Source organism: Shewanella submarina, assembly GCF_042646185.1.
In the GTDB taxonomy this organism is placed as follows: Bacteria; Pseudomonadota; Gammaproteobacteria; order Enterobacterales; family Shewanellaceae; genus Shewanella; species Shewanella corallii.
Map to the genome: position 1 here is coordinate 1 of NZ_JBHRTD010000017.1, position 19,693 is coordinate 19,693.

The window sequence follows — 19,693 nt, forward strand, 5'->3', positions numbered from 1 at the left end:
CCAATTGGTCGAAGGTTCGAATCCTTCACGACCCACCACTTTCCTTCGGGAGAGCGTTCTTCGGAACACAACACAATATGGGTCGTTAGCTCAGTCGGTAGAGCAGTTGGCTTTTAACCAATTGGTCGAAGGTTCGAATCCTTCACGACCCACCACCTTCCTTCGGGAGAGCGTTCTTCGGAACACAATACAATTTGGGTCGTTAGCTCAGTCGGTAGAGCAGTTGGCTTTTAACCAATTGGTCGAAGGTTCGAATCCTTCACGACCCACCACTTCTTGTCGAATCCTTCCCCCCATCACTACTCCTTAATTCCTGATTCAATTAACACGCCTGCTATTCGCATCTATTTGGCAGTTAATTCATTTTTGGTATCTGTATACCTTCGTCTTATAGACCTATTGCTAATATTGCTACGCCTTAAGTTTGTTCATATTTCTCTAAGAAAAATACAAAAGGGGAGTGAACAGAATGAAACAAGCAAAGCTTGCTGCAGCGATCTCAGCCGTCTGCATGCTGGCCAGCCCAATGGCAGCAGCGGAAACCGACTTTACATTTGGTGGTTATATTAAAGCTGATGTGATGTTCAGTGATTACAGTAATGGTGCACCTGCTTCAGGTCAGTTGTCCCGCCAGTTTTATGTGCCAGGAACCATTTATGGCGACCCGAATAATGGCAAGCAAGTGGTCGATTTCCAGGCTCGTGAGTCCCGCTTCAACTTTAAAACTGTCTCAGATATTGGTGGCCATAAAGTAACAGCTTTTATCGAAATGGACTTTTTCACCCATTCAGACGGTAACGAACGTGTTTCCAACAGCTATTCTCCACGCTTGCGTCATGCCTTTGTCAGCTATGACAACTGGTTGGTGGGTCAAACCTGGAGTACTTTCCAAAACCCGGGTGCGCTTCCTGAGAACCTCGACTTTGTTGGTGCCGCAGATGGTACGCCTTTTGTCCGCCAGAGCCAGGTTCGCTATACCAATGGTAACTGGCAGCTCTCAATTGAAAACCCTGAAACTACGGTAACGCCTTATGGTGGTGGTGCACGGGTGGTCAGTGGCAGTGGCTGGGTACCTGATTTTGTCGCCCGCTATAACTTTAAAACCAGTGGTGGCGGTAAGTTTGCGCTTGCGGGTATCGCCCGCCAGTTAACCCTGGATCAAAACGGCGTTGACTCTACAGATCTGGGCTATGGCGTCACTTTCTCCGGTGTCATTCCTGTCGGTGACAAAGATGACTTCAAGTTCACTGCTACTTATGGCGATGGGCTGGGACGTTATTTGGCTCTGAACTATGCCAATGCAGCTGTGTTGAATGCCAGCGGTGATCTGGAGGCGATAAGCTCCTATGCCGGTTTCGTCTCCTACCGCCACTGGTGGAACGACCAATGGCGCAGCAGCATCACTCTGTCCGGCTTTAAAGCGGACAATGATGTAGCACTGACAGGAGGAAATGTGAACGAAACTTCCTATTCAGGCTATATCAACCTGTTGTACTCGCCAATTAAGCCGCTCACAGTGGGTGTGGAATATATGCATGCAACCAACGAGCGTCAAAACGGCTTTGAAGGTGATCTGAACCGTCTGATGTTCTCGGTTAAATATGTGCTGTAAGGGTTAAGCCGGAATAAAAAGCGGAGGCATTAGCCTCCGTTTTTTTGTGGGTAATCATATAAGAATAGGTAAACCAAAAGTCTATATCCGGGTCATGTCCCATGAAAGTCTGGGATTGGTTATAAACAATTGTTAGCTTACTCAGGGAGCCTAAAAAGGGGGGAGTAAAGTAGCTTCTCTTGAATACTGAATTAACATAGTTACTCAATTACTGAATATTAAGTACAGGAACCATATTGAACTAGGCTTGGAGATATCGAGTCGGGTGTTGGAAAAGGATACTTCAATAGATGCGCATGATTAACACCGAAATTCCCCCTTATGACCGCAAGCATCCTTTTTGGGCAAGGGATTGTTACTATGAGCTTGTCGAGAGGGCAATGACTAAATTCGCTAATCCGACCAGCTGGAAGTTGGATGACCCAGAATGGGTCAAGCAGCGAAAAGTAAAATGGAAGCGCATCGCCGAGGCATTTAAGGCGGTGCCTGAGCGAGCCTTCCCAGCGTTTGATATAAAACTCTATGGAGAATATTTTTTAACCGGGCGTTATCGTGAAGCGGATTTGGCAAAAGATAAATATTTTAGGGGCTCGGGAATCATCTATGCCGCGCTGCACCCTGACCAGTCTGAAGAGGTGCTCATAGCCTTGGTTGAGTTATACAGCAGGGTATCGTCACAGCACAAATCTTTTGGTAAGCGAGAGAACTTCTTTGGCAGCAGTATATCTTCTGACCGGATTTTCATGGCCTACCCCTATTGCCATGAAGTATTGGAAGCGGGCATTGAAACCTGGGTGCGTGTCACCATGGGGCGTAATCAGCAGGAGTATCAGGCAAGATTACAGGGCAAATCTGAATTTGATCAAAACTTAATGATCTGTTTTAACCTAATGATTAATCCGGATTATTTTGCCGAAACCCCTGAGCAGTATCTTGCTGATCACATTCTGACCAATATTGACTCCTTCGATTGGGAAAAAGGCTGGATCGTCAACTATGTGGATAGTTATCTGATCCTGGTTGCTCATTATGAAAGAGTTGACCCTTTTAAAGGGGTTGATCCAGAGCGTCATGCCCGTGCCTGGAGAATCGTTAATACCCTCAGAAAACGGTTTAATGAAACCGATGATGCGATTCTTGGTCCCAAGTGGGTAAAGGCTAACACTCTGGAAGCGTGTTTTGGTGAAAACAGTATTAAGCCGGAGGAGGAAGAGGATTTCCCTGCGCTGGCCAGGCTCAGATACAGTGATGAAGAGCGACCATTACGAATAACAGAGGATGGTTTTGCTGGTTGGTATCAGGACTGGGCCACCATTCTCAATCAGATTGGGCAAAATCTGGATACCTCAGCCTGGCATCTGGACGATGCTGATTGGGTGGCGCAGCGCCAGCAGCGTTGGAAGCAAGTCCGAAAATGGCTACTAGAGTATTTTTATAAACATACACTGGATGTGTATGAGGGGTATTTTTTGCGGGGTGAACTCACTGGGGAGGGCTGGTCTACTGAGCAACTATGGATTAGTCGAGAAGAGAAAACGCTATTTCCTTTTTTGTTATTTCACCCAGACCACTCAATGAAAAGCCTCCGCCGTGTTTATAACTATCTGTTGTCAGTACTGTGTCAGGGGAAGGCATGCAAAATTCCCTATAGTGTACGAAGCTATTATTTCCTTGATGATCTAGCGTGTAACTTACCAGAGCTTGTCCCATCGAATTTGGAAGCCAATATCGTCGAGTTGTGGAAACAGAGAGAGTATGACGGTAACTAACGATTCAAAGGTATGATCGATGGAGATATATGGAACCTTGATAGCCCGCGCCCATGATGGATTGGATGAGCAGTTGGTTGAAGCTCTGGAAGAAGATTTTGACCTGGAGCAGGTGGACTATTTAGCCAATGATATGGTGCAAATTCAGATTATTGGTGACGACAGCCTGATGGAAGAATTGCCCCATGCACTGGAGGATTTCACGGCGCTTATTGCTGCGCCTGTGCTTTGTATTGTCTGGGGCGGTGACGATCCATTTTACAAATTATGTCAGCAATCCGGTGAAGATTACCTTGAGTGGGACGTGGAAGACCCCGCCTTTGATTGGTTGACAGAAAATCCTAAGGCGTTGAAAGCCCGACCCAAAGTTGAACAGGCTGCTATTGCGCAGGGCATTGAAGCCTGGGCCGATTACTGCTTTGACACCTGGCTTGCTCCTTATAAAGACAGCATCGACGAAGCGCGACTGCGGGACGAGGTATTCAGCGGTGGGTTTTAACGCAATGACGTAACAGTCTAATGAGCATTAAGCAGGGAGTCGCTGTGAGCCTATATTTTATCCCATTACCTTCATGGTCACACAGCAACCATGCCGATGAATTAAGAGTTTGGTTTCGGTTGGATCATTTTGGTTGGTTGCAGGGTAAAGAATATAAGTATTGCCTGTTTCAGACTGGGTACTACGCGTCGTCCTGGGACCACTGTCATATCGAATGTTATTTCACCGCCTCATCTGTTGAGCTGGAAAAAGGGGCATTATTCGATAGTTGCTACCGTGCCCTTTCTGGTGGCAGTGTCGAGGAGGTTGACACCTTTGTCGGTCAATATGGTAAGGATCTTCGCTGGATGAGTTTTGGTTCTCTAACCTATAAAAAAGATTGCATCGACTACAATAATGAACTGCTTGTCTGGTCTTGCCAAGACCAGCCCGATATTTGGCATCCGTTGGAGTTTGGATATTCCTATTTGCACAAGGGCCAGCTGTACTGGAGTGTCAGTGGGGAAATAGTCTCCCGTGATGAAAACCTCAATGAGCGCTGGCGTTACCGTTATGATGATGTTCGGTCCGACCTGGTAAATAATCGTCGCTGGTTCTTCGGCGATGACTGGTTGTTCCATGTGCAAAACAGTGAAGACGATAAACACTGTGATATTTATCTCATTTCATTAGAAGATGGCCAACGATTAAAGCAGTTTACTGTCGACCATGAGTTACTGTCGGCTCATTACCTCAATGGCAAGCTCTACCTGGGCTCAGATACCCTCTACCATGTACTGAACGTTCACAGCGGTGAGCTAGAGCTGACTCTGCCTAATCCCTTTGGCAAAAAACACATGGAGCACGTGATGATGCCTGATGGGTCGGGGTATCAGGCTGCATCCGGCAGTAAGCTCTGGTGTGATGGCCACTTGCTGTATCTGTTCGGCAATGAAGAAAGCACTGTGCATATTCACGACTTGCAGGGCAGGTATATCACAAAGGTGGATGTGCCTGAGGACTATTCATCCATGGCCAGATTTGATTGCAAGCATGCCGCGGGATACAGCTATATCCCACTTGGGCCAACGCAGAAGTTTTACAATAATGCCAAACAAGCCATGTTGGTGGTTGATGTAGAAGCATTATTGGCCTCGCCGGAAACCGCTGTGCCCCAGTGGGAAGTAGCCCCCTGGCAGGAAGAGCGCAAGATTGTGTTGGATAAACAAACCCATGCCTATGAGTTTCATATTGAAGCCATGGAGAACCCTCATGACATGCTGCGTTATGCGGAAATTGGCCTGAAAAAAATCGCCGCCCGTTACAGCACCCAGGTATGGACCAATAAACGTAACCGTAAGTTTAACGGTGAAATCACCCTTGTGGTCCATGGCACCGAAGCAGACCGCGAACGACTGTCGCCCTGGGTGAGTGAGGCTCCCGCCAGAATGGCGTTTTTCTGTCGCAGCTTTGGTTTCATCTCAGGCAATCGCAAAGCCTATATCAGCGGCAATATCCGTTGGGAGTTGGTTGACGGCTCTGTAGGAGCCGGGAAAAGTTCAGCTCGATGCCACAAATAGGAAGGTAAACATGGAGTCATTCCCCAAGCCAGCAGTTAAAGACAATGTACCCGTTGACGAGCGTCCCCGCCAAGCATTGGAAAGGTTGTGTTACCTTTGGAAAACAGACGACCCTGATCGGATAGCGCAGCGTGAGGCTGATTGGCAGTTACTATTGCAGACTGCTTTTGACGACTACCCCAAGGCCGAAAAAAAGAGCTTGGAGAGTATTTCAAATATGGCCATAAACTTGAATATATACCAGTAGGCGATTTCTTTTTCTTGACGCCCTATGACTCACCAGAGTCATTACTCCAACTATTTAATTCAGGCATGTTAGATCGTAGTGACAGAGACTCTATGTTAAGTGGGTACATCTTCGATGCCGCTCGCTTTGCTACCTGTCATTGGTACGAACGCCACACCAGCCTGTTTGTTGAAGCCATTCTGGGTAACACCTATTGCGAGGTGTTTGAGGGTAAGCCTCCTCATCGAAAGATGATTTCTCCACCCCCAACAAAGTGGTGTTTCAATTTTGCAAAGCACGCTATCAAATGTATTGATAATAATGTTGAGTGGCACCCTATATATTTATGTATCGACTATTTTGTTTCAGCTTTGCCTTTCGCAATGGATGAACGTTACAGAAATCGCATTAAGTTTTTACAGTTACTTGAGTTAGTCACTATCCGTTTGGCCGAAGGAACGCTGTCGGGGCGGCTGTTAACCTTTGCCTGTGAGTTGAAGTCCAAAGAGCAGGATATTTTGAAGGCTTGGGAGATTGGCGAGCAGAAGTTGGCGGCCATGGGTAAAGAGTCTTAACAAACCGCCTCGTCGGTGTTATTGGAGAATAATAATGATGAGTAACTTTGAAGAACCCTTGCGGAAAGAAAATATACCGAGAGATGAGCGTAAGCAGCAGGCTTTGGAGAGACTTGCCTATCTGTGGAGAACAGATTCCCCTGATTGGAATGCTCAACGTGATTCGGATTGGAAATTATTGTCTGAGAGCGTTTACGATGAAACACCTAGGCCTGAGAGAGAATGTATCGAGGCCTATTTTAAATATGGTGAATCGCCTAAGCATATACCTATATCGACTTCGTTTTTTTTAACTCCATATGAATCAGTAGAATCTCTTGAACTACTGTTTAACTCCGGGGTGTTGAGTGACAATGACCGCCGATCAATACTGAGTTACTATATTTTTAGTTCTACCAAGTTTGCAGAGTGTGATTGGTATGAGCGTCATACCACTTTGTTCGTGGAAACACTGTTAGGAGATCAATACTGTGAAATATATGAGGTGGATTCTTCTCGGGTATATATAATTTCTCCTCTTCCAACTCTATGGTGTCTTAATTTTTGCAAGCATGCCATCAGATATGTAGATAATAATATTGAGTGGCATCCTATATATCTTTGCATCGATTACTTAATTACAGCTTTGCCTTTTGCACTGGATGACGAGGACAGAGGGCGAACTAAGTTGCTTAAATTGCTTGAGCTGGTTACTACCCGGTTGGCCGAAGGAACGCTGTCGGGACGGCTGTTAACCTTTGCCAGTGAGTTGAAGTCCAGAGAGCAGGAGATTCTGAAGGCCTGGGATATTGGCGAGCAGAAGTTGGCGGCTATGGATAAAGAGTCTTAACAAACCGCTTTGTTGATATTATTGAGGATCAATAATGATAGCTAACTTTCCTAAGCCAGCAGTTAAAGACAATGTACCCGTTGATGAAAACTGGAAACAGGCATTGCCCAAGTTGTTATACCTTTGGAAAACGGCTGACCCTGATTGGATAGCGCAGCGTGAGGCTGATTGGCAGTTACTATTGCAGACAGCCTTTGACGACTACCCCAAGGCCGAAAAAAAGGAGCTTGGAGAGTATTTCAAATATGGCCGTAAACTTGAATATATACCAGTAGGCGATTCCTTTTTCTTGACGCCCTATGACTCACCAGAGTCATTACTCCAACTATTTAATTCAGGCATGTTAGATCGTAGTGACAGAGACTCTATGTTAAGCGGGTACATCTTCGATGCAGATCGCTTTGCTGCCTGTCATTGGTACGAACGCCACACTACCCTGTTTGTTGAAGCCATTCTGGGTAACACCTATTGCGAGGTGTTTGAGGGTAAGCCTCCTCATCGAAAGATGCTTTCTCTGCCCCCATCAAAGTGGTGCGATATGTATACAAAGGCTATTGAGTGCATTAATGAAGACATAAAGTGGCGTCCTATTTATTTGTGTGTTGATTATTTTATTTCTGCATTACCCCACGCTACTGATATGCGCGATAGGCAATTCATTGAAGTATATGAGCTGCTTGAATTAGTTAATACTCGCCTAGCTGAAGGTGATATGTCGGGGAGGCTGTTAACCTTTGCCAGTGAGCTGAAGTCCAAAGAGCAGGATATTTTGAAGGCTTGGGAGATTGGCGAGCAGAAGTTGGCGGCCATGGGTAACCAGTCATAAAAAGAGAGGTCAAACTAGATGAAGGGTGAGACATTTGGCTACATAGCCGTGCAGGCGACAGAAGCTGTGCTTCAGGCTTTTTTAGACCACAGAGACAAAGGCTTAGCTAAGTTGGTTGAGTTCAGTGGTGCCGATAGTGGCATTAATGATGACTGTGATGTGTTTTTTGAGGAGCTGAAAATAAAAGGCGACCTTGGATGCTTCTACGTTGAGAGTGACTATTTCCCGCAAACGGTAAAACGGCTGGTTAAAACAAGTAAAAATATCGGTCTTTATATGCATGTATGGGACGAATACGGCGGTCAGTTATTTTTGGCACACACTCCGGGCGGAAATAATTTTTCATTTTTTTCAGGTGGCCCGGAAGCCGATTTTGAATGTGAGGAGGGTGACTTAGTTAAGGATGACGACGTGGAGCGATGGAAGGCATTGATACCTGAGTCTGTCAAAAGTGCGTTTCCAGAGATGTTCGCTAAGCTTTAGGCCTGTCTTAATCCGGTGTGTTTAAATACTAAAAGGACGCTACTGCGTCCTTTGTTGTATTCGGCTAAAGCGCTCAGCTTTTTCTTTCAATCACAGCGGTGACAATAAGCTCTATCCCGAGAGGTTGCAGCCATCTGGCTTCCCGTTCCAGATCTGCCATCAGCAGGGCGATGGTTCGATTACCCCGGGGCAGGGCGATATGCAGTTGATTGGCATCGGCATTTATCCTGACTGTCACACTTTTTCCCTGTCGCCCCAGGTTCAGCAATACCGCCAGACGCAAAATACTGGTGAGGCGGGCGAGCCGGGTGTCTTCTGCCAGCGTCTCATCCGGGCGCTTTCTGTGGTTACCTATCAGGCTTGCCAACTCCTGCTGCAACTCTTCGTCAAAGCCTGGCAGGTCGGCATTGCTGATGATATAAGCGCCGTGGCGTTGGTGTGCCCGGGAGTTAATATGTATGCCGACTTCATGGAGAGTGGCAGCGTAGGCCAACAGCTGACCGTAGTCCCTCAGTTGCCAGGTATCGGCCACCTGCTCAAACAGTTGTGTAGCAGTATCTCTGACCCTGAGAGCGTGGCTGGGATCTACATGATAGAGGCGGGCAATACTATCTACGGTCCTGAGCCTGACGTCCTGATACTGGCCTATTTGCGCCATCTCATAGAGCACGCCTTCACGCAGGGCTCCTGAGGTGTACTTAAGTGATTTAACCGACAGACGGCGGAAGAAGCTGATCAGGATAGCCAGTCCGGCAGGCAGTATACCGGTGCGCCTCTCATCTATGCTAGAGAAGCGGCCGTCGAGATTGCCCCACTCAATCAACTGTCGCTTGAGTTTTTTTAGATTGGTCAGGATGATTTCGCTGTCGTCATAGAGCTCATTCAGGACTTCTGCAACCGCTTTGACTGTACCTGAACTTCCCAGTACCAGATCCCAGTCCTGGCAGAAATAGGCCTTGGATAATGAGGCAAACTCTTCATCGGCAGCCAGTCCGGCAGAGTGAAATTGCTCCTGTGTCAGTGGCCCATCCTTGAAGAACTTCTCGTGATAACTGACACAGCCACAACTGAGGCTGGTGAGGTGACAGGACTTCTGGTGGCGGCCAACAATCACTTCGGTGGAGCCACCCCCTATATCTATCACTAGGTTGTTTTGCTTAAGCATTTCTGACTGAGCGATGCCGTGATAGATGAGTCTGGCTTCTTCATGACCTGATATCACTTCGATGGGGTAGGGCATTGCTGCTCTGGCCTGAGTAAGAAATTCGCTACGGTTGCTGGCAACCCTGAGGGTATAGGTAGCCACCAAACGGATTTCGGCGTTACTGATGTTGGCAAACCTGAGGGTAAAGTCTTTAAGACAATCAAGCCCCCGCTGCATAGCGTCGTCGCTTAACCGGTTATTGTCATCCAGCCCCTGAGCCAGCTTAACCTGCTGCTTTTCCTTATGGACTATCTGTAGCTGGCCATCCTGCTCTCTGGCAATAACCAAATGAAAGCTGTTTGAGCCCATATCTATGGCGATATAGTGTTTGGGTTTAGTATTCAAGCTAATCCTATTATTGTCAGGCATTTGCCTATGACACTGTGTTACCTCTGGACAAGCCGCTGCCGGAACCTGTCGGTTTACACTTGTTGTTATCTACCTTCTTTCAGCTTCCATACTGCCAGTTTTTTTGAGGTTTGTTTAATTCAGCCTCCTCAGATGCTTTGATACGCAACTAAAAAGACAGGGTTTACTGTGTCTTGCTCGTCGGTTTTGTGTTAGTTTTGCCGACTTTTTCCGGGATCTTGGAGTCTTCATGTTTGTTGGTTTCGATTATGGCAGTGCCAACTGCGCTTTGGGGGTAATGACGGCTGATGGTGTGCAGCTGCTGCCCATTGCCGGTGACAGTCGTTATATGAGTTCGACTCTGTATGCTTATGACAGAGAGCTGATTGCCGAAGCCGTTTATCAAAGACTCGACGTCAGCCGTCAGCCTGACTATGCCAAAAACCGCAGCGCCCAGCTAAGCAGAGCCAAAGTGGTGCGCCGCGAGCTGGATTTGCTTCCATCAGATGAAGTGGTGTTTTTCGGCGAGGCTGCTTTTAATGCTTATATGGAAGTCCCGGAAGAGGGCTTTTATGTCCGATCTCCAAAATCCTTCCTGGGTGCCAGCGGCTTGCGTCCTGACCAGATTGCGTTGTTCGAAGACATAGTGACTCTGATGATGCTGCATATTAAAGCCTGTGGTGAAAAGGCGCTGGGCAATGGTCAGCAGATCACCCGGGCAGTGATTGGCCGTCCGGTTAATTTTCAGGGGATTGGCGGCGAGCAGGCCAATGAACAGGCCGAAAGCATTCTGACCACTGCGGCGCAAAGAGCAGGTTTCAGCGAAGTGGCCTTTCTGTTTGAACCCATAGCCGCGGGTATGGACTTTGAAGCACAACTGACTCAGGACAAAACCGTACTGGTGGTGGATGTTGGTGGCGGTACCACTGACTGCTCTGTGGTGAAGATGGGTCCATCCCGGGTGGGAAATACAGACCGCAGTGGCGACTTTTTAGGGCACAGTGGTCAGCGTATCGGTGGTAACGATCTGGATATCGCCCTTGCGATGCACAGCTTCATGCCACATATGGGACTTGGCAGCGAACTGGTCACAGGCAAGCCTATGCCCAGCAAGGTGTTCTGGAACTGTGTCGCGGTGAATGATATTGCGGCCCAGCGTGACTTTTCCTCTGTGACCTGCAAGAAGCTGATTGACGATTTGATTAAAGAAGCCCGTCAACCTGAGCTGTTGAAGCGTCTGCTTACAGTGCAGCGTAATCAGCTGTCATATCAGTTGGTCAGACAGGCCGAGCGCGCCAAAATAGCTCTGTCAGATGCACAGAGCACCCAATCACAGCTTGGGTTTGTAGAGGCACAGCTGCAAGCTGATATCAGCGCCGGCCAATTTGTGACGGCCATTGATGACCCCCTGAGCCGGGTGGAGTCGTTAATGCACAGTGCGGTGGAAACCGCCGGAGTTCAGCCAGAAATCATCTATGTCACCGGAGGAACAGCCCGCAGTCCGGCCATTTACGAGCGTATCGCCCGCTGTTACCCTGAGTGTGAAGTGATAGTCGGGGACCACTTTGGCTCTGTCACTGCAGGCCTGACCCGCTGGGCAAACAAGATATTCAATGCATAAGGAAATCATTGCATGAAAAAACTGGTACTCCTGAGTTTGTTGGCGCTGACCGGCTGTGGTGGCGATGATGTCGCCAAGGTCAGTCTGGGACTCTTCACCACAAAAGATGTGGTGATTGACGCCAGGCAAGACCCCAAGATCCCCGGGGTAACCTGTTATATCAGTCGCATTGAAGCCGATTTGTCGTTGGCTGATCCATCGGATATGAGTATTGCCTGTCGTCAGACAGGGCCAATCAGCGCAGCTGAGATCGCCAGTATTGATAAGAGCAAAGGCGGTGAGGTGGTCTACAAGGAATCGTTAAGCATTTTGTTTAAGAACCTTAAGGTCAGACGCATCTATGATGCCGAGCACCAGACGTTACTTTATCTCTCATATTCCACCAAGGAGAGCAGTGGCAGTCATAAACACGCGCTGTCGGCAGTGCCCCTGTATGGTACTCAGGCCTGGCAACAAGCCGGGACTAATTGAGTAGATTGAATCACTGAGCGCGGCCATTGAGCCGCGCTTTTTTATTCCTGTGAATCGTCATACTTGACATATTCCCTTATCGGAATATGTTTGGGGTATGGCGCGAACCCGAACGACATATGACACATTCAGTGCAATTGCTGAGCCCAAACGCAGGGCTTTGCTGGAAGTATTGGCTGAGGAAGAAATGACAGTCTGTGAGCTGACTGACATCATGGGCTGGTCTCAACCCACTGTCTCCAAGCATTTGGCAGTATTAAAGGATGTGCATTTGGTATGTGAGCACCGACAGGGCAAGTTTCGTGTGTACAGGGTCAATGCAGAAGCGCTGAAGCCGGTCCGGCAATGGGTTGTTCAATTTGAGCGGTATTGGAGCCAAAGTCTGGATCAACTGGACACTTATCTCATCGATCTGCAGAGTAAGGGAGAGAAAGATGACTGATACTGACATGCACAAGGTTGCTCCGACGATACTGACCCGCACCTATGATGCACCAATAAATCTGGTGTTTGCTGCCTGGACTCAGGTTGAGCACCTTCAGCGCTGGCAATTCCCGTTCAAAGGCTTTAAGTGCGAGTTTATCCGGGCCGATATCCGCCCGGGAGGTGAGAGCTTGCACAAGCTGGTTGCTCCCAACGGGTTTGAACTGTTTCTGTTAACCAGATATGAGGTGATTCGCGAACCGGATTGCGTGATCTTCCGGCAGTACAATGCCAACTCATCCGGGGAAATAGTACCCAATCCTCAAATTCCCAATTGGCCTGCAGAGATGCAAACTCAGGTTTGGCTAAAACCCCTGGGTGAGCAAACTGAGTTGAAACTGGTTTGGCAGCCCATTGATGCAACTGCGGAGGAGATTGCGGTATTTGAACAAACCCGGCCGGATCATGATAAAGGTTGGGGAAGTGGACTGGAGATGTTGGCCAGCTTCCTTGCAGAGGAGTAAACAAAAAACGCACCCTGGGAGGTGCGTTTTTTGTTGCTGATGGCGTTTTACAACACCACAGACCCTATGGCAAAACCAAAGGCGACTGCGAGGGAAATCGCCAACAGCCCCGGGATCATAAAGGGATGATTGAACACGGCTTTACCTATGCGGGTTGAACCTGTGTCATCCATCTCCACCGCGGCCAGCAGTGTTGGGTAGGTGGGCAGTACAAACAGGGCAGACACCGCCGCAAACGAGGCGACAGCAGTGACCGGCGCCACTCCCAGTGCCAGTGCCGCTGGCAGCAAAGCTTTGGTAGTGGCGGCCTGTGAGTAGAGCAGCATGGCAGCAAAGAAGAGTACCACTGCCAGCATCCAGGGATATGCCGACAGCAAGCTTGAAGCTGTATGCTTGATGGCATCAAGATTGGCTTCAACAAAAGTATCACCCAGCCAGGCAACGCCCATTACACAAATACAGGCTGACATACCTGAGCGGAAGGTGGCGGCAGTGACAATCTGCTCTGCATCCAGCTTACACACCATGGTGATAGCCAGAGCCGCAGTCAGCATCAGGGAGATAATTGCCTGATCCCGTGACAGAGTGGGATCGGTTATCAGGCCAATAGTGGGTGAAATCGCTGTGGCGTAAGCCATTACCGCCATAATGGCGATAACAAAAATCATCACAGAGAATTTGGCACCGGGTTTAATCTCAATCTGACTTTGTTCCGGCAGCTTGATTTCGCCATTGGCCAGACGCTGTTGATAAACTGGATCATCCTTAAGCTCACAACCCAGATGATTGGCGACAAAAGAGGTCAGGATAACTGCAGCCAGGGTTGAGGTAATACAGATGCCCAGCAGTTCCAGATAGCTGACGCCCCTTGGCTCCATAATGCTGGCAAAGAACACCATAGCGGCAGAAACCGGTGATGCAGTAATGGCGATTTGAGATGCCACCACAGACACAGACAGTGGTCGTGAAGGGCGGATCTGCTGCTCTTTGGCAACCTGCGCGATGACAGGCAAGGTGGAGAAGGCGGTATGTCCCGTGCCGGCCAGCAGGGTCATAAAGTAGGTGATAAGTGGGGCAACCAGAGTGATTTTGTCAGGGTGGCGGCGCATCATACGTTCAGCCAGGTGCACCAGATAATCCATACCGCCTGCCATTTGCATGGCTGAAATGGCGGAGATGACTGACATAATAATCAGAATTACATCCCAGGGAATATTGCCTGGCTCAACCCCGAGCAGGGCCAACACCATAACGCCCAGGCCACCGGCAAATCCAATCGCTACCCCACCAAGGCGGGCACCAAGGAAGATACTGAGCAGCACGACGCCCAACTCTATCCACATCATCATTTGTAAGTCTCTTAAGGAGCGGGTGATACTGAGACGAGGGGCAGGGACAAGGTCGGCAGGGCGTTCTTGTTTGCACTATCCCTGCGCGTATCAGTAAAAAGAAAATTAATTCTACCTGAAGTGACTTTAAGATGGTCTGATCCTTATCAGACCATGGCAAAGAAATATTAAATTGTGATCTGCGTCGCTGGATTGCTGTGAATTATCAAGCCTGCATCACAGCATTAAAGCGCTCAAAGCCAGCTTCCAGATCGGCAATCAAATCCTCCGGATCCTCCAGACCAATATGCAGGCGGATTAACGGCTTGCTGCTGTCCCAGTCGGTGGCACTGCGGATCTTGTCTATGCCGTTTACCGACAGAATAAGACTTTCATAACCGCCCCAGGAGAAGCCCATCTTAAAGTGCGCCATCTGCTCGACAAAGGCTGTGGTGGCTTTGAGGTTGCCTTGTTTCAGCACGAATGAAAACAGCCCATTACTGCCGCTGAAATCCCGCTTGAAAAACTCGTGTCCCGGACAGGTTTCAAATGCCGGGTGGCGAATATGGTCCACTTCAGGTCTGCTGGCCAGCCAATGGGCTATGGTCAGTGCGTTTTTTTCATGTTGCGCAAGGCGCACGCCCAGAGTTCTCAGGCCCCTGGCAGCAAGAAACACGTCATCCGGGCTGGTGCACTGGCCCAGAAGATAGGAATGCTCCTGCAGTTGACGCCAGTGTTTTTCATTGGCGGTGGCTGTGCCCATCATTACGTCGGAATGACCGACAATATATTTGGTCGCAGCCTGGATTGAGATATCCACGCCCATCTCAAACGGACGGCAATTAATAGGAGAAGCCCAGGTGTTGTCCAACATGGTGATTAAATCATGCTCATGGGCGATACGACAAAGGGTCGGGACATCCTGAACTTCCATGGTGATTGAGCCGGGGGATTCAAGAAACAGCACCCTGGTATTGGGTCTGATAAGCTCGCGGATCCCTTCACCTATCAAGGGGTCGTAATAGGTGGTTTCGACACCAAAGCCAGCCAGTACCTGCTCACACAGATCCCGGGTAGGTTCATATACGCTGTCCACCATCAACAGGTGATCACCGGATTTCAGAAAGGATAATAACGCTCCACTGATGGCTGCTGCACCTGAAGGGTAAAGCGCAGTGCCGACGCCGCCTTCAAGCTCGGCAATGGCAGATTGAAACGCAAAGTGAGTGGGTGTGCCCCGGCGACCGTAGAACATTTCCCCATCGGCTTTACCGGCACTGGCCTGACGCATTTGATCCATAGTGTCGAAGACTATGGTGGACGCCCTGAACACAGGGGGATTAATGACCCCTCTGGTCCATTTACTGTCACGGCCGGCACTGACGATACGGGTATCTCTTTTATGATTCTTGTCGCTCATTGCTCAATCCTAAGCTCACTTTTTGATTCACTATCCGGGTTAATTGTCTGGGTCAATTGTCCGGTGCCTGTTACTGTTTGCAAACTGTTTGGCACAGGCTACCACTGTTTTGGCGCTCTTGCCATCTGGATGGCTAAATGTTTTCTGACTTACCCAATGGCAGTCGGAGCTGAACTGTTACGCCCAAGCCATCTGCCCGGTTAACGGCTTTGATATTGCCATGGTGGAATTCAGCCACCAGACGGGCGATATACAGGCCCAGACCCAGGTGGGGCTTCTCACCACCCTGTGGCGGGCGAACCGATACCATGGACTCAAATATCTGCTCCGCCATATTTTCCGGCAGCAGAGGGCCCATATTACTGACCTGCAGCAGCGCTTGTTTACCGCTGACGCCAAGGCTCACTTCAATGGCTGTACTATCAAGGCTGAATTCGCTGGCGTTAGCGATTAGTTTGTCCAGCAATTGGGCAATATATTCCGGGACGCCATTTATCATTAATGGCTCTTTGGGCAATTTGACTTCGAACTTTCTGTCCGGGAAGGTCATTTGATAACCCTGCATACAACCGCTGACCACTTCCCGCAGTGGGAAGTCACTGCGCTCAGCCTGTGCCAGGCTTTGTTCCAGTCGGGTTGCTTCACTCATATTGTTCAGGATCAGGCTGAGACGACTGACCCCTTCTTTAGCCCGGGCCACGTATTTGCTGCTGTTTTCGTCCATTCCCTGAAGCTCCAGATGTTCGAGGGAGGAACGCACCACAGCCACCGGGGTTCGCAATTCATGGGAAAGGCGGGATGACATATTCTCCAGATAATGGGTATAGAGCCCCAGACGCTGAACGATACTGGCGAAACTGCGGGACAGGTCGCCGATTTCGTCACGGATCCTGGAAGGGGTAATGCCACTGCGGACTCTGCCCTGATTGTCGATGGCAAGCTCGGCTTCATCTCTTAATCTGCGTACCCGCCTGGAAATATTGGACGCAAAAATAAATAGTGACAGGGTGCCTACGCCCATCACAATCAAAATGATATTGAACAGTTTCTCCAGCGCCTTGTTACGCAAGGTGCGGATACCGTGTGTCGTCTCTTCAGCGATCACCACGCCCATTACCTTATCGTCAATCCAGATTGGGCTGGCGGCGGCCAGTACCACGGCTTTGCTGTCCGGAGTCAAACGCCAGGTCGAGCCGAGTTTTCCCTGTAGAGCTTTCTCGATATGACTGCCGGTCAATTCAGTGGAGTCCTGCAAAGAGTCAATAAAGTCTCTGGGAGGCTGGGTCAAAATCCGGTAATAGAGTGGGCGCAGATATTGTCGACTGAATTCGCCCCACAGGCTGGAGTCCTGCTCTTCTTCAAGATCCCGGGTCCAAACGCTGGAGTTGCTGCGGATATCACCGGACTTGGCCAGTACCCGACCATGTTTATCTACCACCCAGATACGGGAGGTGTTGTGGCGCATACCTTTAATGATCTCTTCGATTTCCGGCGAGGGCACCAGCACAGTCCCCAGTTTCAGCTGATCATCAGTGGCAGAGGTACCGACAATGGCCTCAAGGCTGCCGGAGCGTCTGTCGTTAACATCATAGACGGCAAATCCAAGTTTGCTGCCCAGCATCTCCAGCGGGATCCTCAGCTCAATCACATAGCCCTTTGGGCTTCTTCGCCACTGACCCTGAATGCGGTTTTCAGGGGTGACTGGACGGGTCAGGGCAGGATCGGCTGGCAGCTCATAGGCACTTATCCAGCCATCTTCTATGGGGGTGATCAGATAACGTTTGAATTCGCCGGCGGCGGTCTGGGTTGCGACCATCAGGCGGTCGCTGCGCTCAATGCTCAGACTGTTGGTACCACGATAGACAGGGCTGGGGTCGGTTACATCAAAAAAGCCATAGAGGTAGCCGCCGTATTTACCTACCATATGGGTGAATGACAGCGACAGAGGTCTGCCATCATCCACCTTATAAATTTCATGCTCATCACCGTACTCAATAAACCTGTGGCGATAGATATCCCAATCCTGCAGCTTGCCATCAAGCTGGATCGGGCCTGCCAGAGGGTAAGCGTAGAGGTCCCGGCCTTTCTCGACCTGATTTAAAAAACTCGCCTGGGAGTGAAACAGCTTAGGCCTTTCGTGCAGAGCGGTCGCCAGTGCCTGAGTTGTACCTTCCAGTGTCCGTTCCTGACCGTTTCTCAGGTACTTTTCCATCTCCCACACATACTCATACCCCAGCCAGGGCAGGCATAGCAGAAACAGAGAGAGCAGAACAACTTTGGCTCTAAGACCAATTCTTGGGTGCCACATCAGACAGGCGTGTTCCAGCGGTAGCCCATGCCATAAACGGTATCGATACAATCGAATTGCGGATCTATGGCCATAAACTTCTTACGAATGCGCTTGATATGAGAGGTAATGGTGCTGTCGTCCACGTAGATTTTGGCATCCTGCATCAACTCAGTGCGATTGCGCACATGTCCCGGGTGTTTAGCCAGTGCATACACCATCCAGAATTCAGTCACAGTCAGCTCGACAGTGACTCCCTGCCACTGCACCACAATACGATTCTTGTCTATGGTCAGCGGGCCGCGTTCAATCAGGCTATCTTTCTGTTCCTTGACGCCCATGAGTTCTGAGCGGCGGAACAGGGCAGCCAAACGTGCCAAAAGATGGGGAAAGCTGACATCCTTGGTGAGGTAATCATCGGCGCCAAGGCGCAGGCCACATACAGTGTCGAAGTCACTGTCCCGGGCGGTTAAGAATATAATTGGCAGACTGCCTGACATGGCTCTAAGCGCCTGGCACAGGGTAAAACCACCATCTATCTCGTTTCCCAGACCAATATCGATAATCGCCAGATCCGGCAAACGTGTGGTAAAGGCGGCCATAGCCTCAGGGCGACTGGCATAAGTTTGCACACTGTATCCCTGTGCCTGCAGTGCATCCTTGTAGTTTTCCCGGATAAGGGCTTCATCTTCAACTATGGCGATTCGTTTCATCTGACTTTGATATACGGTTTATTTCACTGACTTTGGGTGACTATACAGCAATTTAGCAGGCGTGGAACACGTCGGGGCCAATTGCCATTTTGTTGCCACATTTGATTGCCGGATTGCCATTTTTGTTCCCCTTCAATGCCTTTTCCACTGTGTTTAATGAGTTCCATCGAAACCGAGCCGCGGAACAAGTTACCGGGGCAAATCATGAGGGAACAGAAAATGACTCAATTCAATACTCAAGCCAAAACCCCAAACACCAAACGTAACGCTCTGGTGGGCGCGCTGATTGCCGGGATGCTGATGTCCCAGTCAGCGACGGCAGCAGAATCAACTGAACGTGAGCATACCGAAGAGCTGGTGGGCGTTGGCTCTGGTCTGGTACTGGGCGCGGTTGTTGGCGGGCCGGTTGGTGCATTTATCGGTGCTCTGACAGGTGGCCTTATCGGTCAGTCTGTCGGTGATGATGAAGAGATTAAACAGCAGCAGGAGATGCTGGCCAAACAGGATGTAGAGCTGCAATCACTGACAGCCAGAGCACGCCAGTTGGAACAGGAGTCAGATCTGCTGGCGATGGAAGCTGAGCGTCGTATTCAGGCGCAGATGGATGCGCTGGCACTTGGGTTGAATGTGCAGTTCAGAACCGGTTCATCACAAATTGAGCCCCACTTTCAGCAGCAGTTGGATGATGTGGCCTATGTAATGGGCCTGTCTCCTGAACTGACCCTTGATTTGACCGGTTACGCAGACCGTCAGGGCAATAGTGATTACAACCAGGCTTTGTCAGAACAAAGGCTGGCCGAGGTGCGCAGCTATCTGGTGAAGCAGGGGGTTGCAGAGTCCCGTCTGAACGGACAGGCCTATGGGGATCAATCGCCACTCCATGAACAGGCTTCATTGGAGAATAACTTCTTCGACCGCAGGGTTACCCTCAAATTGCAAAATGGCCATGGCGCCATGACTGCTTCCCAATAAACGC

General features: G+C 49.5%; 18 protein-coding genes and 2 tRNA genes. 15 read left to right on the forward strand and 5 right to left on the reverse strand.

Annotated elements, in window-relative coordinates; genetic code table 11:
• Window positions 1-79: 79 nt before the first annotated feature.
• From ACFOE0_RS13805 to ACFOE0_RS13850, 10 genes are all read left to right on the forward strand, one after another.
• Window positions 80-155 (forward strand) — tRNA-Lys (locus ACFOE0_RS13805).
• Window positions 156-196: 41 nt separating this feature from the next.
• Window positions 197-272, forward strand: a tRNA-Lys gene (locus ACFOE0_RS13810).
• A gap of 197 nt (window positions 273-469) precedes the next feature.
• A complete protein-coding gene (locus tag ACFOE0_RS13815; RefSeq protein ID WP_248937041.1) occupies window positions 470-1,612 on the forward strand; it encodes a DcaP family trimeric outer membrane transporter in 1,143 nt (380 codons plus the stop codon).
• Window positions 1,613-1,902: 290 nt separating this feature from the next.
• Complete coding sequence (locus ACFOE0_RS13820; protein ID WP_248937042.1) at window positions 1,903-3,381, forward strand: hypothetical protein; 1,479 nt, start codon at window positions 1,903-1,905, stop codon at window positions 3,379-3,381.
• Window positions 3,382-3,400: 19 nt separating this feature from the next.
• Window positions 3,401-3,880: a hypothetical protein gene (locus ACFOE0_RS13825; RefSeq protein ID WP_248937043.1), complete on the forward strand. Its 480-nt coding sequence runs from the start codon at window positions 3,401-3,403 to the stop codon at window positions 3,878-3,880.
• Window positions 3,881-3,924: 44 nt separating this feature from the next.
• Entirely contained in the window at window positions 3,925-5,439 is a 1,515-nt protein-coding gene (locus ACFOE0_RS13830) for a hypothetical protein (protein ID WP_248937044.1), read from the forward strand.
• 339 nt (window positions 5,440-5,778) lie between these two features.
• Entirely contained in the window at window positions 5,779-6,240 is a 462-nt protein-coding gene (locus tag ACFOE0_RS13835; protein ID WP_248937045.1) for a hypothetical protein, read from the forward strand.
• 34 nt (window positions 6,241-6,274) lie between these two features.
• On the forward strand, window positions 6,275-7,069 hold the full coding sequence (locus tag ACFOE0_RS13840) for a hypothetical protein (RefSeq protein ID WP_248937046.1): 795 nt from the start codon (window positions 6,275-6,277) through the stop codon (window positions 7,067-7,069).
• Window positions 7,070-7,103: 34 nt separating this feature from the next.
• On the forward strand, window positions 7,104-7,895 hold the full coding sequence (locus ACFOE0_RS13845) for a hypothetical protein (protein ID WP_248937047.1): 792 nt from the start codon (window positions 7,104-7,106) through the stop codon (window positions 7,893-7,895).
• Between the two features lie 18 nt (window positions 7,896-7,913).
• On the forward strand, window positions 7,914-8,378 hold the full coding sequence (locus ACFOE0_RS13850; protein WP_248937048.1) for a hypothetical protein: 465 nt from the start codon (window positions 7,914-7,916) through the stop codon (window positions 8,376-8,378).
• A gap of 73 nt (window positions 8,379-8,451) precedes the next feature.
• On the opposite strand, the gene ACFOE0_RS13855 is transcribed toward ACFOE0_RS13850, so the two are convergent.
• Entirely contained in the window at window positions 8,452-9,951 is a 1,500-nt protein-coding gene (locus ACFOE0_RS13855) for a Ppx/GppA phosphatase family protein (RefSeq protein WP_380712190.1), read from the reverse strand.
• 229 nt (window positions 9,952-10,180) lie between these two features.
• Between ACFOE0_RS13855 and yegD the strand changes: the two genes are divergently transcribed.
• From yegD to ACFOE0_RS13875, 4 genes are all read left to right on the forward strand, one after another.
• Complete coding sequence (gene yegD / locus ACFOE0_RS13860) at window positions 10,181-11,551, forward strand: molecular chaperone (RefSeq protein ID WP_248937050.1); 1,371 nt, start codon at window positions 10,181-10,183, stop codon at window positions 11,549-11,551.
• Window positions 11,552-11,563: 12 nt separating this feature from the next.
• Entirely contained in the window at window positions 11,564-12,022 is a 459-nt protein-coding gene (locus tag ACFOE0_RS13865; RefSeq protein WP_248937051.1) for a CreA family protein, read from the forward strand.
• 97 nt (window positions 12,023-12,119) lie between these two features.
• Window positions 12,120-12,464 (forward strand): ArsR/SmtB family transcription factor, encoded by a 345-nt coding sequence (locus ACFOE0_RS13870; protein WP_248937052.1) that lies wholly within the window; start codon window positions 12,120-12,122, stop codon window positions 12,462-12,464.
• Complete coding sequence (locus ACFOE0_RS13875; protein ID WP_248937053.1) at window positions 12,457-12,969, forward strand: SRPBCC family protein; 513 nt, start codon at window positions 12,457-12,459, stop codon at window positions 12,967-12,969. Before ACFOE0_RS13870 ends, ACFOE0_RS13875 begins: the two co-directional genes overlap by 8 nt.
• 47 nt (window positions 12,970-13,016) lie before the next feature.
• Here ACFOE0_RS13875 and ACFOE0_RS13880 read toward each other — a convergent pair whose 3' ends face one another.
• The 4 genes from ACFOE0_RS13880 to pdsR all read right to left on the reverse strand — a co-directional run bounded on the left by ACFOE0_RS13880 (window position 13,017) and on the right by pdsR (window position 18,717).
• The gene (locus ACFOE0_RS13880) at window positions 13,017-14,315 is read right to left on the reverse strand and encodes an anaerobic C4-dicarboxylate transporter (protein ID WP_248937250.1); all 1,299 of its coding nucleotides are present in this window, start codon (window positions 14,313-14,315) and stop codon (window positions 13,017-13,019) included.
• A 208-nt stretch (window positions 14,316-14,523) separates the two neighbouring features.
• Entirely contained in the window at window positions 14,524-15,717 is a 1,194-nt protein-coding gene (locus ACFOE0_RS13885) for a cystathionine beta-lyase (RefSeq protein WP_248937054.1), read from the reverse strand.
• Window positions 15,718-15,850: 133 nt separating this feature from the next.
• The gene (pdsS, locus tag ACFOE0_RS13890; protein WP_248937055.1) at window positions 15,851-18,025 is read right to left on the reverse strand and encodes a proteobacterial dedicated sortase system histidine kinase; all 2,175 of its coding nucleotides are present in this window, start codon (window positions 18,023-18,025) and stop codon (window positions 15,851-15,853) included.
• Window positions 18,025-18,717: a proteobacterial dedicated sortase system response regulator gene (gene pdsR / locus ACFOE0_RS13895; RefSeq protein WP_248937056.1), complete on the reverse strand. Its 693-nt coding sequence runs from the start codon at window positions 18,715-18,717 to the stop codon at window positions 18,025-18,027. Before pdsR ends, pdsS begins: the two co-directional genes overlap by 1 nt.
• A 219-nt stretch (window positions 18,718-18,936) precedes the next feature.
• Between pdsR and pdsO the strand changes: the two genes are divergently transcribed.
• Window positions 18,937-19,689 (forward strand): sortase-associated OmpA-like protein PdsO, encoded by a 753-nt coding sequence (gene pdsO / locus ACFOE0_RS13900; RefSeq protein WP_248937057.1) that lies wholly within the window; start codon window positions 18,937-18,939, stop codon window positions 19,687-19,689.
• The last annotated feature ends 4 nt before the right edge of the window (window positions 19,690-19,693 follow it).

Excerpts from the sequence above, each read along its gene's own strand:
- ACFOE0_RS13815 (WP_248937041.1), top strand. The coding sequence starts at position 470 with ATGAAACAAGCAAAGCTTGCTGCAGCGATCTCAGCCGTCTGCATGCTG.
- ACFOE0_RS13820 (WP_248937042.1), top strand. The coding sequence starts at position 1,903 with ATGCGCATGATTAACACCGAAATTCCCCCTTATGACCGCAAGCATCCT.
- ACFOE0_RS13825 (WP_248937043.1), top strand. The coding sequence starts at position 3,401 with ATGGAGATATATGGAACCTTGATAGCCCGCGCCCATGATGGATTGGAT.
- ACFOE0_RS13835 (WP_248937045.1), top strand. The coding sequence starts at position 5,779 with ATGTTAAGTGGGTACATCTTCGATGCCGCTCGCTTTGCTACCTGTCAT.
- ACFOE0_RS13840 (WP_248937046.1), top strand. The coding sequence starts at position 6,275 with ATGATGAGTAACTTTGAAGAACCCTTGCGGAAAGAAAATATACCGAGA.
- ACFOE0_RS13845 (WP_248937047.1), top strand. The coding sequence starts at position 7,104 with ATGATAGCTAACTTTCCTAAGCCAGCAGTTAAAGACAATGTACCCGTT.
- ACFOE0_RS13850 (WP_248937048.1), top strand. The coding sequence starts at position 7,914 with ATGAAGGGTGAGACATTTGGCTACATAGCCGTGCAGGCGACAGAAGCT.
- ACFOE0_RS13855 (WP_380712190.1), bottom strand. The coding sequence starts at position 9,951 with ATGCCTGACAATAATAGGATTAGCTTGAATACTAAACCCAAACACTAT.
- yegD (WP_248937050.1), top strand. The coding sequence starts at position 10,181 with ATGTTTGTTGGTTTCGATTATGGCAGTGCCAACTGCGCTTTGGGGGTA.
- ACFOE0_RS13865 (WP_248937051.1), top strand. The coding sequence starts at position 11,564 with ATGAAAAAACTGGTACTCCTGAGTTTGTTGGCGCTGACCGGCTGTGGT.
- ACFOE0_RS13870 (WP_248937052.1), top strand. The coding sequence starts at position 12,120 with ATGGCGCGAACCCGAACGACATATGACACATTCAGTGCAATTGCTGAG.
- ACFOE0_RS13875 (WP_248937053.1), top strand. The coding sequence starts at position 12,457 with ATGACTGATACTGACATGCACAAGGTTGCTCCGACGATACTGACCCGC.
- ACFOE0_RS13880 (WP_248937250.1), bottom strand. The coding sequence starts at position 14,315 with ATGATGTGGATAGAGTTGGGCGTCGTGCTGCTCAGTATCTTCCTTGGT.
- ACFOE0_RS13885 (WP_248937054.1), bottom strand. The coding sequence starts at position 15,717 with ATGAGCGACAAGAATCATAAAAGAGATACCCGTATCGTCAGTGCCGGC.
- pdsS (WP_248937055.1), bottom strand. The coding sequence starts at position 18,025 with ATGTGGCACCCAAGAATTGGTCTTAGAGCCAAAGTTGTTCTGCTCTCT.
- pdsR (WP_248937056.1), bottom strand. The coding sequence starts at position 18,717 with ATGAAACGAATCGCCATAGTTGAAGATGAAGCCCTTATCCGGGAAAAC.
- pdsO (WP_248937057.1), top strand. The coding sequence starts at position 18,937 with ATGACTCAATTCAATACTCAAGCCAAAACCCCAAACACCAAACGTAAC.